The organism is Ornithinimicrobium murale (genome assembly GCF_003352835.1).
Taxonomy (GTDB): domain Bacteria; phylum Actinomycetota; class Actinomycetes; order Actinomycetales; family Dermatophilaceae; genus Ornithinicoccus; species Ornithinicoccus muralis.
The window spans coordinates 64,835-79,214 of the sequence record NZ_QLVD01000001.1 but is presented as its reverse complement, the minus strand read 5'-3'; the positions used below and the strand labels follow the sequence as shown (position 1 = coordinate 79,214).

The following is a 14,380-nucleotide window of genomic DNA, read 5'->3' as shown; positions in this document are numbered from 1 at the left end:
ATGAAGTCAAGGTCAGCGGGTGGAGTGCGTGACGCGGCCGAGCCGGGGTGGTCGGTGGGGGAGCTGGCGCAGCGGTTCAACCTGCCCACCCACGCTCTGCGCTACTGGGAGGACGAGGGACTGCTGCACCCTGCGCGCGACGGCGGTGGACGCCGCCGCTACGGACCGGACCACCTCACCCGGGTGGCGATCATCGTGCGCAGCAAGGCGGCGGGCATGAGCCTGGCCCAGATCAGGGTGCTGCTGGACGCCCGGGCCGCGGGTCGGCATACGATCCTGGAGGAGCATCTCGCCGATCTGGAGCGGCGGATGCGCGACATGGAACGCTCCCGGGAGATGACCCGGCACGCCCTTGAGTGCCAGGCCCACGACATCACCACCTGCCCGCGCTTCCGAGCTGCCGTCCAGGACCTCATCGACGGCGCCGCCGTCACCGACCGTCACCTCGCGTAGTCTGTCTCTTTGTGGCACTGGACTTCGACAGCGAGATCAAGACCCTCCGGACGACTGTGAAGTCGGTCCGGGACGTGAGTGACCTGGACAAGCTCGAGCGCCAGATCGAGGACCTGGAGGCGCAGGCTTCCGCGCCGGACCTCTGGGACGACGTGGAGCATGCCCAGCAGGTCACCAGCCAACTCTCGCGGGTCAAGGCCGAGCATGACCGGGTGACCTCGATGGAGGCCCGGGTCGACGACCTCGAGGCACTCGTGGAGATGGGGCAGGAGGAGTCCGACGCCGAGACCCTGGCTGAGGCCGAGGTCGAGCTGGCCAAACTGAAGAAGGCCGTCGGTGAGCTCGAGGTTCGCACGCTGCTCAACGGGGAGTATGACGAGCGCGAGGCCGTCGTCACGATCCGCGCGGGAGCCGGGGGCGTGGACGCGGCGGACTTCGCGGAGATGCTGATGCGGATGTACCTGCGCTGGGCGGAGCGTCGGGGCTACTCCACCGCGGTGCTGGACACCTCCTACGCCGAGGAGGCGGGCCTGAAGTCCGCGACCTTCGAGGTCAAGGCCCCGTATGCCTACGGCACGCTGGCCGTCGAGGCTGGCACGCACCGGCTGGTCCGGATCAGTCCGTTCGACAACCAGGGGCGCCGGCAGACCAGTTTCGCAGCGGTCGAGGTCGTCCCGCTCATCGAGTCCACCGACACGATCGAGATTCCCGAGGCGGATCTGAAGGTCGATGTCTTCCGCTCCTCTGGCCCGGGTGGTCAGTCGGTCAACACCACGGACTCAGCCGTGCGGATGACGCACATCCCGACCGGCACGGTCGTCTCGATGCAGAACGAGAAGAGCCAGATCCAGAACCGCGCCGCCGCCCTGCGGGTCCTGCAGTCGCGACTGCTACTGCTCAAGAAGCAGGAGGAGGACGCGGCCAAGAAGGAGATGGCTGGCGACATCAAGGCCAGCTGGGGCGAGCAGATGCGTTCCTATGTCCTGCATCCCTATCAGATGGTCAAGGACCTGCGGACCGAGTTCGAGGTCGGCTCCACCGGTGCTGTCCTCGACGGTGAGATCGACGCCTTCATCGAGGCCGGGATCCGCTGGAAGCGTGGCCAGGAGCGCGCGGCCGCGGAGGAGTAGGCGGGACGTCGCGCGGTCCGAACCTCCCCAAGAAGATGTGGGGCGCGGTCCGAACCTCCCCAAAAATTGGTCAGACGACGCGCACGGGGGTGCCGGTGGTCATCGTGCCGCCCCAGAGCATGTCCATGGCGGCGACGGACACGCGGGCGCACCCGTGGGAGTCGGGCCACGGCGGGATGTGGTCCGAGCCGTGCACCGCGATGGCCCCGTTGAAGTACTGCGGTCGGTACAGGTCGCCCAACGGTCCGGTCTGCCAGCCCTGGCTGTAGGTCGAGAAGACCGCGAACTCACCGGGCGGCGTGGTGGCCTTGACCTCGCGCCCGTACCAGTCATACGGCTCGCCGTTGCCCGTCGAGGTGTTCAGGGTGAGCTGCAGGGCACCGTCGTGCAGCACGGTCAGGAGCTGGCGCTGCAGGTCGATGACCACCCGGGTGCCGGTCCCCTCATCGAGCACCGGCGGCAGGACCCAGTGGGCCAGCGCTCGCAGCGTGTTGCGACCGACGATCGCATCCGGAGTCAGTCCACCGGCCTTCTGGATCGCATAGACGGCCTGCTCGGTCAGCCCGCCGAAGTAGCCGTCCGGGGCGCCACACCAGTAGCCTCGCTCGCCCAGCATCCGCTGGACGGCCCACACGTGGTCCCCGGCAGCGCCGGTGGTGAAGGTCGGCCAGGCCGCCTGGCTGGGAGTGGCGGCCAGGACTGCCAGGGCACCGCCGACGGCGCTGGCCGCCCCACCGCGGAGCAGGCTCCGCCGAGAAGGTGCCCACCCTGATCTGGGTGCGGTGGATCGTGTCATCGTGTGCCTCCCCGAATTGTCAAACCCTGTCCTTGCTCCAACGCTCCCGGGGCCGAGAAAGGTTGCGGGCTCCGAGGGACACACCACGCCCGAACCGGGCGATTTACCACAATCACAGCAGCCTCACACGTAACGTGGCAAGTACCCGAGACAACCCCGTGTCGCAGGGTGGCCGACCGGTCGCGGCCCACAGGCCGGACGGTCCCGCACGACGAAGGCAGCGGACCAACAGGATGATCACGTTCGAGAACGTCACGATGCGCTATGCCAAGGGTGACACCCCGGCGCTGCAGAGCGTCGACGTCGAAATCGGCCGGGGGGATTTCGTCTTCGTGGTGGGGGCCTCCGGTTCGGGCAAGTCCACCATGATGCGCCTGATCATCCTGGAGAAGGAAGCCACGCAGGGCAGGGTCCTGGTGGCGGGCAAGGACCTGTCCCGGCTGCCCAACCGCAAGGTGCCCGGCCTTCGGCGCCAGGTGGGCACGGTCTTCCAGGACTTCCGACTCCTGTCGGGGAAGACGGTCCATCAGAACATCGCCTACGTGCTGCAGGTGCTGGGGGCGCGCCGGCACACGATCCGGCAGCTCGTCCCCGAGACCCTCGAGCTGGTGGGGCTGCAGGGCAAGGGCAAGCGCCTGCCCCACGAGCTCTCCGGCGGTGAGCAGCAACGGGTGGCGATCGCCCGTGCCATGGTCAACAAGCCCCCGATCCTGCTCGCCGACGAGCCGACCGGCAACCTCGACCCGGAGACGAGCCAGGAGATCGTGGCCATCCTGGACCGGATCAACCGCACCGGCACCACCGTCGTGATGGCCACCCACGACACCACCATCGTCAACCGGTTCCGCAAGCGCGTCGTCCAGCTGCGCGACGGGGTGCTGGTGCGTGACCAGGCCGAGGGCGAGTACGAGGCCGTCGAGGAGCGACTGGTATGAGAGCCGGTTTCCTGTTCGGCGAGGTCGGCAACGGTCTGCGCCGCAACACCTCCATGTTCGTGGCCGTCGTGCTGGTCACCATGGTGTCCCTGTTCTTCCTGGGCAGCGGGCTGCTGGCCCAGCGGCAGGTCGACACGCTCAAGGGCTACTGGTACGACAAGGTGCAGGTCTCGATCTTCCTGTGCACACCCGACTCGACCGACGTCGCATCGTGCGCGGGCGGCGGAGTGACCGAGGTCCAGCGCGAGGGGTTGACCGGCGACCTGGACCGTCTGGACGGGCTGGTCGAGGAGTACTGGTACGAGTCGAACGAGCAGGCGTACGAGCGCTTCCGGGAACAGTTCCGCAACTCTCCGGTCCTGGACTCCATCCCGCAGGATGCGATCCCGGAGAGTTTCCGGGTGCAGCTGGCCGACCCCACCAAGTACGAGGTCGTCGCCAGCGCCTTCGAGGGAGCACCGGGGGTGGAGAGCGTGGAGGACCAACGGGAGGTCGTCGACCGCCTGTTCACCTTCCTCAATGCGGTGAGCCTGTCCGCGGTCGGGTTAGCGGCGGCCATGGTGGTCTGTGCGGTGCTGCTGATCAGCACGACCATCCGGCTCACGGCCTGGAGCCGGAGACGGGAGACCAACATCATGCGCCTGGTGGGGGCCTCGGCCTTCACCATCCACACACCGTTCCTGGTGGAGACCGTGCTGGCCACGCTGTTGGGGGCTGGCCTGTCCATCGGTCTGCTCTGGGCCATGGTCCAGTACGGCATCAGCGGGTTCCTGACGGACCTGCTGGCCGGTCAGACCGGCATGATCGGACTCATCGGTCCCCGCGACCTGTGGGTCATCACCCCCATCCTCGTCGGCGGCGCGGTGCTGCTGGCGGTAGTCACGTCCTGGTTGGCGCTACGGAGGCACGTCCGTGTCTGAGAGGCGGTCAAAGATGACGAGCACACGACGGAGGCTGACCGGTGTGGTCGCCCTGGCGATGGCCGGCCTGATGGTGGCCGGCCCGGCCTTTGCGCTGGACGACATCAGGGACCGGATCAGGGAGGTGGAGGAGCAGCAGGAGAAGGGCCAGCAGGACCAGGAGGTGTCCCAGCAGCGGCAGGAGGAGCTGGAGCACGAGCTGTCCGAGACCAGTGTCGAGCTGCAGGCGGCTGACCAGAAGCTGCGGGAGACGACGGCTCAGGTCGAGCGGGCCCGTCTGGACCTCACCCTCGCCGAGGATGAGCTGGCGGCGGCCGAGGCTGCGGAGGAGCGCATCGCCGGGGAGCTGGAGGTCGCCTATGCCAACGAGACCAAGATCGAGGACAGTCTGGCCGAGAACGCCGCAGCCCAGGAGGAGACCCGCAGCGCCGTCGGTTCCATCGCCCGTGAGTCCTACAAGTCCGGTGGCGTCGGCAACCTGGCGATGACCCTGGAGGTGCTCTCCGGTGGAGACAACGCCGTCCGGGAGATGTCGATGGCGCGCACGGTGATGCGTGTCCAGGACAGCCAGATCCAGCGGCTCGGGACCATCCTGGCGGAGGAGACCGCCGAGCAGGACCGGCTGGCCGGCGTGCGGCGCGACATCGCGCTGCTGCTCGCCGAGGCAGAGGCGACGACGATCCGCAAGGGCGAGGCCCGGGACAGGGCCGAGCAGCTCAAGAAGGACCTGGAGGCCCTCGAGGCCCAGCAGGCCGAGGACAAGGCGGCGCTGGAGACCGAGATGGCCAAGCTGGAGAAGACGCTGGCGCAGGAGCAGCAGGAGGCCGACGCGCTGGAGACCCAGCTCAAGAAGCTGGCCGAGCAGAAGTACGGCCTCAAACAGGATGAGAAGGCCGAGAAGGAACGCCTCGCCGAGGAGGCCAGGAAGAAGAAGGAGGCCGAGGAGCGGGCCGAGCGCCAGCGCAAGGCCGAGGAGCGCCGCAAGGCGGCGGCAGCCGAGGAGGAGCGGCGCAAGGCCGCTGAGGAGCGCCAGAAGCGTTACCACGACCCGGCACCCCCGCCACCGGTGGCGCCCGCTCCGGACCCGGCCCCCGTCCCACCCCCGGCACCCCCGCCGGGCAACGGCACCCTGAGCTGGCCGGCCAACGCGCCGGTCACCAGCGAGTACGGCTGGCGGGTCCACCCGATCATGGGCGTGGGCCGACTGCACGCAGGGATGGACATCGGGGCGCACTGCGGCGAGCCCGTCTACGCGGCCGCCTCCGGCACGATCATCGCCAACAGCTACAACAACATCGCCGGCAACAAGGTGATCCTCGACCACGGCGTCATCGATGGCGTCAACCTGGTGACGACCTACCACCACCTGCAGAGCTTCGCCCGGGACACCGGTCCCGTCGCGCGCGGCGAGATCGTGGGCTATTCCGGCACGACCGGTGGGTCCACCGCCTGCCACCTGCACTTCGAGACTCACGAAAACGGCACCAAGGTCAACCCGCGCAACTGGCTCTAGACCGACAAACGGCTCTGTATCTGCGCTCCCAGCCGGTAACCTGGGGAGTTGCACCGGGAGCACTGCCCGGCGCACTCCGCATACCGACCGAGGAGGTGGCACGACCGTGGCCAGGGAGACCGGGCGCAAGCTCATCGCCAGCAACAAGAAGGCGCGGCACGACTACCTCATCGAGGACACCATCGAGGCCGGCCTCGCACTCACCGGCACCGAGGTGAAGTCGCTGCGGATGGGCCGGGCCTCACTGGTGGACGGTTACGCGACCGACTACAACGGGGAGCTGTGGCTGGAGGGTGTCCACATCCCGGAATACGTCCAGGGCAACTGGACCAACCACACGGCGCGTCGTCGGCGCAAGCTGTTGCTGCACCGGCACGAGATTGACAAGCTGCTCGCCAAGGCGGGCCAGCAGGGCCACACCATCGTCCCACTGGCCCTCTACTTCAAGGACGGTCGGGCCAAGGTCGAGATCGCCCTGGCCAAGGGCAAGAAGATCCACGACAAGCGGCAGACCCTCCGCGAGCGCCAGGACCAGCGAGAGGTCCAAAAGGCGATGTCGGCGCACCTCAAGCAGCACGGCTGACCGGACCGGCAGGACGCGCTTCCGGTTGCCGGTCGTGGCGCGCTGGGCAAGGGTGGGGTCGACGCATCCACCCATGCAAGGAGTCGTGATGAGCACAGCACGCGAGATCATGAGCAGCGGCATCCAGACCCTCAACGAGGACCAGTCGCTGGCCGAGGCCGCCGTCCTGATGCGTGATCTCGGGGTCGGCGCCCTGCCGGTGCGGAGCGCGGACGGTGCCCTCACCGGCATCATCACCGACCGGGACATCGTCGTGCAGGCCTGTGCCGAGGAGCGTGACCTGGCCTCCACCCTGGCCGGCGACCTGGCCCAGGGAATTGTCTCCACGATCGGGCCGGACGAGCCAGTGGAGACCATCGTGGACCTGATGGGCACCCAGCAGGTCAAGCGCATGCCGGTCGTGGAGAACGGTTCGGTGGTGGGCATCATCAGCGAGTCCGACCTGGCCCGCCACGTCGCCGAGGACCAGATCAACCACTTCGTGACGATGGTCTACGGCCGCGACTGAGTCGGCCGTCCCGCACTGAGCCGTATGCCGAGGGGCCGGGTCCACCCGGACCCGCGCCTCGGCATACGCGCTGGTCAGGCCAGACGGCCCAGGAGCTTGTCGGCGAACTGGGTGCGTGCGCCGCCGGCGTCCAGGGCCCGCTCGTAACGGCGCAGCACGCCCTCGTGCGGGAAGACCAGCCACAGCATCAACAGGACCGTGGGGACCGCGGTGATCGCCACGGTGACCCATGAGGGCTCCTCGGCCAGGAACATCAGGACCACCGACAGGATCGCGGGTGCCTCCATGACTGCCAGTCGCAGGATGTGCACGCTCTGGACCTTCGGCAGCATCGACCCCACAGGGTCACCCTGGGAGGCGGCTGGCACGCTGCCCACCATCACCAGGGACAGCACGGTGGACGCGGCGACCAGGCCCAGCAGCACCGCGAGCACCCACGGCTCGGGCACGATGACCTCGGGGGCCACGACGACCATGATGCCGGTGAAGACGGCGATGCCGCCGATGAAGGCACCCGAGAGCATGCGCAGGGTCATCAGGTGTGGTGAGGCAGTCACAGCGAGGCACTCTATCCGAGGCTCGGTCCGCGGGAATCATGTGGACCGCCCCGGCGTTGGGCGGGTAGGCTGGGTCCTCCGGCCACGGTTCTGGCCACGGCCGGGACTGGTTGACAACTGCACAGTGTGACGTGCCCCCGCAGCATGGGGGTGATCGGTTTCGACGTTGTACGCAACTCCAGGAGAAGCGGGTCGAGAACGCAAGGTCAACTCGTAAATGTCCCTTGCAAACTATTAGGTGCCGATTCCAAGCGCACCGACTTCGCCCTCGCCGCCTGAGCGAGCCACGAAGTCTGTCAGCCTGAGCTAGTTTCCGACTCAGTGTCTGGCATCAGCTAGGAAACTTGCTGCGTGATCATGTTGGGGGATCACGTGGGACTCTTACTCAACTGGGCCTGTCAGGGAACGTGTGCGCGCGAGCCCTGGGGCCGAGAAACTCCATAGCGCACTGCACCCGGAGAAGTCCTGGTCTTCCGGCAGCGGACGCGGGTTCGATTCCCGCCACCTCCACCACTCGCGGTGGGCACGTCACACATCTGCGCACGTTGTCGCACGTCAACCCCTAGATCCCCGCTCTGACGTGGGGGTCTAGGGGTTTTCGTGTTACCGCCACAAGGGGGCAGATGTATGCTCTTCTGAGCGTCCGATTTGTCACAGGGTTGTCACAAGGTGTCAACCTGCGGAGGAGTGGGTACCTTGCGCGTAAAAGAACCCAAACTGCCCATGGGGATCACGTCATACCGGGGTCGGTACCGGGTCCGGCTGCACCACGATGGCACCACGCACGCACTCGGGGTCTACGACACCATCACCGATGCGCGTGCCGCTCTGGACATAGCTCGCGCCGACGTGGCACGGGGAATCTTCGTGCCGCCCTCTGCTCGCCGGGCTGCTCGGAAGGCGGAGTGCGAGAGATCCGAGGCCGAGTCGCTCACGCTCAGACAGTGGTCCGACACGTGGTTGGCGCAAATGGAGGCCAACCCAGAGCGCTCACGCGCGACAGTTCTGTCGTACAGGTCCGTCCTCAAGAACCACGTCTTGCCAGAGTTGGGCGATGTTCGTCTGAAGGAGTTGACGACACGACAGGTGGCCGATCACCTGGGTTTGCTGGCGAGCCGACCCAGCAAACGACACCCTCGGGCCAGGGTCAACGGCGTGACGCCCAATGTGGTGATCGCACTGCGCTCTTGTATCAATGCTGCAGTCAAGGCAAAGGCCGGGGGCCTGGAGTCGTTCGAGTTCCCAGCTGCTCCCAAGCACCGGCGGGTTCGGCCAGAGGACGAACACGGGGACGTCGCAACCCCCGAGGAAGTCAGGGTTATGACTGAGGCTATGCCAGAACGTCTGCGCATCGCTCTACCGCTAGCCGCATGGTGCGCTCTCAGGCTCGGGGAGGTCTTAGGTCTCGAGCGTAGGGACCTCGAGCACCTGGAAGACCCCGAGAGGGCTGTCCTTCACGTGCGGCGCCAGTTCAACGTCAAGGCGAACGCGGTCACGCCACCCAAGGCAGACAGTGTCAGGACCATCGCCATCCCTGCGGCACTCCTACCCGCGTTGCGACATCACCTAGGTACCTACACCCCCGCTGCTCGGACGGCCCCAGTCCTTGCTGGCACCAGCGGGCAGCGAGTCTCACAGACGACGTTGGACCGACACTGGAGGGCAGCGCGAGATGAGGCACGTAGGCCCGGCTTTCACTTCCATAACCTGCGACACACCGGGCTGAGCAAGTATGCCGAACAGGGCGCGACGCTGGCAGAGTTGCTGCACAGGGGTGGCCACACGGACGTCACGGTAGCGCTTCGCTACCAGCACGCCACTGCTCAACGGGACAGGGCACTGACCGAACGGCTGAGCAGGGATATCGCGCTCTAGCCGTACGGTGTGACGGTCGGGATGCGCGTTAGAAGACCGTCGACATCTGCAGGGTCGACTCGAATGATGCGCGGCCCGCTGCGGTAGGCGGGTAACCTACCTTCAGCGATCCTGCGACGCAGGGTATAGGTGCTCAGGCCAGTGCGTTCGGCCGCGTCGGCGAGAGACTCGAACTGTCGCCTCGTGGCCGTCTCGATCTGCTTGCTCATGCCTACCAAAGGCCCCAACGCGGATCAGTGGGGACTCACTAGATGCTGCGCGCCCGACCGATACATGGTCGGACGCGGGCAGAAGGTTCAAACCCAGTATCGCCCACGCACAGAAGCCCCCTTTGACCAGCGAAAATGGTCGAGGGGGTTTCGCGTGGGGGGACTACGGGGGGAATGACACAGTGCCTGCTCGAGCTGGTCGTGCGATCAGAAGGTCGAGCGTGGAGGGTTCGAGTCACGTCCACCCAGCCTGTTGTCCTCTCACCAGCAGATATGTGGGTGAGAGGCCTTCCTCCGGCCATCCACGTGCATCTCACGTCCATCTTGTGCCAGTGAGTGATCCCTGGTCCGGCCAGGGCACGAGCCGAGCGACGGGCCAGAGGCGGTTGCGCGGGCGAGGCAAGGGAGTTTGCCCTCAGCCAACTGCAAGAGTCGCTGCGCGAGGCTGGCTCACCGTCTCAGATTAGTCATGCCGCCGCGCCGACCCGATCCGCGAAACCATCCCACCGGACAGGCCCGCAACCTCGGCGACCCTGCCGCCTGCTACTCCGCCCTTCAGCGCAGCGCGCACCGCGCCGTCGCGGATCTCCCGCGCGCGGGCCGCAGCGGCATCAACGCGGACAAGATCTACGGCGGCAGCCTCAAGCCGGTCCAGCAGCCGCTGCTCGTGCGACGCAGACGCGCCGATCTCGCTCAGTACCATCCCGTGACGGTAGCCGAGGCTGCGTGGGCCAGGGACCGATCGACGGCACCCTGTGGACAATTGGTGTTGGGGGAAACGGATCAGCGTGGCGCGGATACCGTGCGGCCCGGCGGGCGCAGGACCGTGAGCAAAAGCGCGTCTTCTTAGCAGCGGTCAACGTGCAGAAGGCGGCTCCGCGCCACTCGCCCACGACGACGATACGAGGCCGCGCCTTCCACGACCTGGTGTGTGCTCTGCTGGCTGCCAGACCTTCCGGAGACATGCCGGAATCGCTGGCCGGCCGTACAGCAGCAGCGGCTGCCGGCCGCCCTGGGCACCAGTGTCCCACTGGAGACGCGAACATCTGGGCCACGGCACACCTGACGTGAACCACTTCTTGGGTACACGACCGCGTCAGTTCGGCTCATTATGGGGCAGCGTCAGATCGCCCACTTTGGGGCAGCGTCGATCCGCCCAGTAGGACACATCGTTTGGTCGAGTCTCGCCCGAGGGCGAAGGCGCGCTGCGCCTACCAGGACCTTCGGTCCGGCTGAGTCTCGGGCTGTGCACCGTCAAAGCGGAGCTACTCCCTGTCCAGGTAATTACGCGGTAGCGATGACAGTGACAACAGCGCAACTCGTGTCGACATTTCGTGCTGGTCGGCTCAACTAGTCCCCCGGAATTCGCCACCTGGCCACTGGTCTATTCGGCTGCGACTGCCGGCCTCTCGAACGGATCCGAATGGTCGATGTCATCCTCGCTCCAACCGTACCTGGCCCGAAGAAGCTCCAGTACCGCAGCCGATGGCAGCGGCTCCGGCCGAACGACCAGACTCCACCAGGTCTGGGCGCTGGACGTGACGGTCACCAGTAGTGCCTGTCTCAACGCCTCGACGGTGAACAGGTCGGTTGCCACCGGGTCGTCCTCCGGCTCCGGGGCCATGAACACCTCGCGCAGCTGCCGCGCCTCATCGGGTGACCCCGGCGCGAGAAATGTGTGCCGTGCGTTCTTCGCGACGTTGTGGACCGCGATCAGTATTTGCCAGTCCCTCCAGCCCTCGTCGCGCAGCGTTACGACCACATCGGCAAAGGCGGCATCGTTCCGCAACGCGTCGAGAGTTGGCCTCATCCGCGACGGCAAGTCGTTGTAGCGATGCTGGATCTCCTCTCGGCTCCGGTCTGGGTCGTACCCGGGCCCTCTCGTGCTAGGAGCTGCGAGCTCTCGATGTGATTCAGCCGAGGTCACGTCCGGCGCTGAGAGTGGCGCGGTCGTGCGCGGTCGGGCATCGAAACTCGCCTCGGATACGGCCGAGCGCCAGAGCACGTCGTACGGGACAGCGAATGTGATGTCGGTTAGCAGATCATCCTCAAGACCACCGACCAAGATCTCCTGGAACCGTTCATCGGACAGCGTGGAAACCTCCACGACCACGGCCGTGACCGCCGCCAGTGTCCGCCGAGCGACCACGTTGGCCGACTCATGCGTCAGATGGTCGACGGCGGGCAGCAGCACACTGAGCCTGCTTTCCTCGGGCGTCGATGCCTTGTCCTCGACGCTAAAGTCAGCGCCTGCGGGAAGCGCGGTGACGTAGACGGCCCTGCACATCGGTACGAGGCCCAAATCCTTGTCAGCCAGATGCGCCAGTACGACCTGCAAAGCGGCCGCGAACCGCTCACCGACCGCAACGTCGGCATACAAGTTGCGAAACACGACCTTCCAAGTAACCCCTAGGGCATCGAACCGGACGTGGCGGACTTCGGTCGTGTCACCGAACGGTGGCCTCCCGAGATCGTCGACCACCCGATCGACGTGCTCGTCGAACTCGATGTCCTCGAACCACGGCCGTCGACCCTCAAACGTTTCAGCGAGAAGGACATCCAGGAACTCGCTGATCCCGCCGCGGACGATAGCGCCCTCAACGTCCGCCCAGTACGGATCCCCGGCCTTGCGAGCCAAAGACCTGATCTGGGTCAGCTCGAAGAACGCGCCCGTGAGCCAGCCATGCTGATCGAAGTCCATCGGCCGCTCGGCGAGCAGACGGTGTGACACCAGTGCCACGCAGTTCATGTGAGCCGCGCTGCACCACGACCCCTGGTGGTAGTCGGCGAACGCGGCGTACGCCAACCCGATCGAGTGCTGAGCTGGGTCCGTGCTATCGACGAGATATGCCGCCGCCAGTGCGTACTGCTTGGCCGCCATGTACAGGCCCAGCTCTCGGTAGGCGACGGAGGTTGCCAGAGTCGCGTGCACCATTTGTTCCCGGCTGTCCCCCGAGAACAACCCGTTCCGAGCCCGGTGCAGCTGCTTAAGCGCAGCGACTCGCCGTTCCGCGCTGATCAACGCCTGGCACCGATCGAGGGCGTTGTTCGCAGCTGTCGCCTCTCCGCTGGTCGTCGCGACCCGCGCGTCGATGGCATCGACCACCTGGTCGTAACCGGGGATGTCAACCAGGACCGGCGCAAACATCGTCAACACCTTGCCAAGAGTCTCCACAGGGAACAAGGGTGCCCCTGGGAGAACCTCCAGCAGCCTCCTGTACGCGCCGATCGCACCCGCCGGGTCCACAAGTGGCACTTTGACCAGCGTCAGTTCACCGGCCGCCAACGCCGCTAGGCGCTCCTCCGAGGTCATGTCTGTGAACTCGTCACCGATGACGTACCCGTCCTCGGTCTCGTTCGCGGTCATCACATCGGGCTGAAGCCGCAGCCACCCGAGCGTGTCGAGGAGGACGCAGGCGGCACCAGGAGGCGGGTCCGCGTTTAGGAGCACCTCGACCCTTTCGGACAGGCCGACGTTCCAAGCATGAAGGGTCTCCGCAGCGTGCCCAGTCCTGCCACGTGCCGCCGCACCAGTCATGTACATCAGGAGCACCGACGCGTCCGAGAGTTCCTGACCGTCAGCGGTTATGAGGGCTTCGTTCAGGTACTCCGCGGCCCGATCATCGGCCGGAGTCAGGTCGCCCAGGCCGCGGATGTTCGCGGCCACGCACTCGTACAGCGCCCTCCTGCGAAGCGATTGCGGACGGCCTGGCTCGAGGGCACTCTCCAGCCGCTCGAGCCAAAAGGGCAGGTCGGGGCGGCCCTCGCGGGTCACGCACGCGTAGTGCAAGCACCCAGCGAGGTCGAGCAGGCGACCCACCGTGTCGACTGGGTCGGTATCCGCGCGCCAGCGAGCAAGGTCCTCGCCGTACCAGTCGGGCCGGTCAACGGGCACGGGCAGCACCCGCGCTGGAAGGTGCAGGTACGTCTCTGCGATCCAAAACATTGCATGGTCCGAGAGAAGCTCAGCGATCGCGTTGCCGTCGAAGACGGCCAGGCGCACCCGGTTTCGCTCCATCGCATCGCGCTCGATTGCGTGCCGCCGCGCGACCGGGATATCCGCCTCGCAGTACGCGACGATGAACTCGACCTCGGACCCGCCGGCGACGATCTCGGCGACATCAGCACGGATCTTCCCGCGCAGGTCGTCCTGCTGCAGTGTGCACGCGAAACCGGCCATGGCCCGGTCCGGGACGCCGAGGTCGCGCCCGATCCGCTGGACCTGTCCCGGCAGCTGCGTCGGGAATGTCTCGAAGTCGCGGCCCTGGTCTCCACCACCGGCGACCGGCCCGGTTGCCGGCAGCAGGTTCCGGGTCACCGTCGCCCTGGCGAGCATCCGCGTCAAGGTCTCGAACTCGTGTTGGCCGTTCCGAACGCGCAGTTGATTCAGCGCGAACCGGATTTCGTGTCGAACTTGCTCGACATCGTCAGCCATCGACAGACGCTCTTACAACGGTGTGCGTTCTCGACCGTCGACCTACCCCGGAGGGGTATCGACGGCCCCAGCCAGTACGCCAGGAGACGATCGCGGGCGCTCGTACAGCGTCCAGCGGCCGTGCCCCGCCGGGTTCACGCAGTGCAAGATTCACTTCAATCGCGACGTCCACACGACGATGGAGCGCGGATTCGAGCAGCGGTGGTCCTTCCAGAAGTGGACCGGGAGATCTCATCTCCCGTCCATGACCCACGCGTCGAGGACGAGGCGCCTGTAGGACTTGAGTGTCTGGCCGCCGCGCCCCACTAAGAGTTCTCTGGCGATTCGACCAGATCTGCGCCAGGAGGGCCCGGGAGGCGACTCACTAGCAGAGGGCCCATCTCGGCGGTGCGGAGCCGGGTTGCCAGAAGTGTTCACTAGACCAGCGTGGCACAGGCCCCGACCCCGCCTGAGGTTTGGCCCCGCT

At 66.6% G+C, this 14,380-nt stretch carries 13 protein-coding genes, 1 other RNA gene and 1 pseudogene; 10 read left to right on the top strand and 5 right to left on the bottom strand.

Features of this window, described 5'->3' with window-relative positions:
* Positions 1–453 carry a MerR family transcriptional regulator gene (locus DPQ65_RS00340; protein ID WP_114905397.1) on the top strand — a complete coding sequence of 151 codons (453 nt, stop codon included), beginning with the start codon at positions 1–3 and terminating at the stop codon, positions 451–453.
* A gap of 11 nt (positions 454–464) precedes the next feature.
* Complete coding sequence (gene prfB, locus DPQ65_RS00335) at positions 465–1,583, top strand: peptide chain release factor 2 (RefSeq protein ID WP_114905396.1); 1,119 nt, start codon at positions 465–467, stop codon at positions 1,581–1,583.
* 70 nt (positions 1,584–1,653) lie between these two features.
* On the opposite strand, the gene DPQ65_RS00330 is transcribed toward prfB, so the two are convergent.
* Complete coding sequence (locus DPQ65_RS00330) at positions 1,654–2,379, bottom strand: L,D-transpeptidase family protein (RefSeq protein ID WP_114905395.1); 726 nt, start codon at positions 2,377–2,379, stop codon at positions 1,654–1,656.
* 233 nt (positions 2,380–2,612) lie between these two features.
* Here DPQ65_RS00330 and ftsE point away from each other — a divergent pair, with 233 nt between their 5' ends.
* The 5 genes from ftsE to DPQ65_RS00305 all read left to right on the top strand — a co-directional run bounded on the left by ftsE (position 2,613) and on the right by DPQ65_RS00305 (position 6,838).
* Complete coding sequence (ftsE, locus tag DPQ65_RS00325) at positions 2,613–3,314, top strand: cell division ATP-binding protein FtsE (protein WP_114905394.1); 702 nt, start codon at positions 2,613–2,615, stop codon at positions 3,312–3,314.
* Positions 3,311–4,234: a permease-like cell division protein FtsX gene (ftsX, locus tag DPQ65_RS00320; protein ID WP_114905393.1), complete on the top strand. Its 924-nt coding sequence runs from the start codon at positions 3,311–3,313 to the stop codon at positions 4,232–4,234. The genes ftsE and ftsX overlap by 4 nt, the downstream gene beginning before the upstream one ends.
* A 13-nt stretch (positions 4,235–4,247) precedes the next feature.
* Positions 4,248–5,747, top strand: a complete 1,500-nt coding sequence (locus DPQ65_RS00315; protein WP_114905392.1) for a M23 family metallopeptidase — start codon at positions 4,248–4,250, stop codon at positions 5,745–5,747.
* Between the two features lie 106 nt (positions 5,748–5,853).
* The gene (gene smpB, locus DPQ65_RS00310) at positions 5,854–6,330 is read left to right on the top strand and encodes an SsrA-binding protein SmpB (protein ID WP_114905391.1); all 477 of its coding nucleotides are present in this window, start codon (positions 5,854–5,856) and stop codon (positions 6,328–6,330) included.
* Positions 6,331–6,418: 88 nt separating this feature from the next.
* Positions 6,419–6,838 (top strand): CBS domain-containing protein, encoded by a 420-nt coding sequence (locus DPQ65_RS00305; RefSeq protein WP_114905390.1) that lies wholly within the window; start codon positions 6,419–6,421, stop codon positions 6,836–6,838.
* Between the two features lie 74 nt (positions 6,839–6,912).
* Here the strand turns inward: DPQ65_RS00305 and DPQ65_RS00300 are convergent, their stop codons facing one another.
* The gene (locus DPQ65_RS00300; RefSeq protein ID WP_114905389.1) at positions 6,913–7,395 is read right to left on the bottom strand and encodes a hypothetical protein; all 483 of its coding nucleotides are present in this window, start codon (positions 7,393–7,395) and stop codon (positions 6,913–6,915) included.
* 146 nt (positions 7,396–7,541) lie between these two features.
* Between DPQ65_RS00300 and ssrA the strand changes: the two genes are divergently transcribed.
* The 3 genes and pseudogenes from ssrA (at position 7,542) to DPQ65_RS15945 (ending at position 9,270) form a co-directional block, all read left to right on the top strand.
* Positions 7,542–7,908: a transfer-messenger RNA gene (gene ssrA, locus DPQ65_RS00295) on the top strand.
* Positions 7,909–8,118: 210 nt separating this feature from the next.
* A pseudogene (locus DPQ65_RS16420) lies at positions 8,119–8,472 on the top strand (tyrosine-type recombinase/integrase); the annotation flags it as partial.
* Positions 8,473–8,550: 78 nt separating this feature from the next.
* Positions 8,551–9,270 (top strand): tyrosine-type recombinase/integrase, encoded by a 720-nt coding sequence (locus tag DPQ65_RS15945; RefSeq protein WP_238146587.1) that lies wholly within the window; start codon positions 8,551–8,553, stop codon positions 9,268–9,270.
* On the opposite strand, the gene DPQ65_RS00285 is transcribed toward DPQ65_RS15945, so the two are convergent.
* The 3 genes from DPQ65_RS00285 to DPQ65_RS00275 form a co-directional block, all read right to left on the bottom strand.
* Entirely contained in the window at positions 9,267–9,479 is a 213-nt protein-coding gene (locus DPQ65_RS00285; RefSeq protein WP_238146586.1) for a helix-turn-helix domain-containing protein, read from the bottom strand. The genes DPQ65_RS15945 and DPQ65_RS00285 overlap by 4 nt on opposite strands.
* Positions 9,480–9,942: 463 nt before the next feature.
* Complete coding sequence (locus DPQ65_RS00280; RefSeq protein ID WP_114905387.1) at positions 9,943–10,182, bottom strand: hypothetical protein; 240 nt, start codon at positions 10,180–10,182, stop codon at positions 9,943–9,945.
* A 681-nt stretch (positions 10,183–10,863) separates the two neighbouring features.
* Entirely contained in the window at positions 10,864–13,914 is a 3,051-nt protein-coding gene (locus DPQ65_RS00275; RefSeq protein ID WP_114905386.1) for a hypothetical protein, read from the bottom strand.
* Positions 13,915–14,380: the final 466 nt, after the last annotated feature.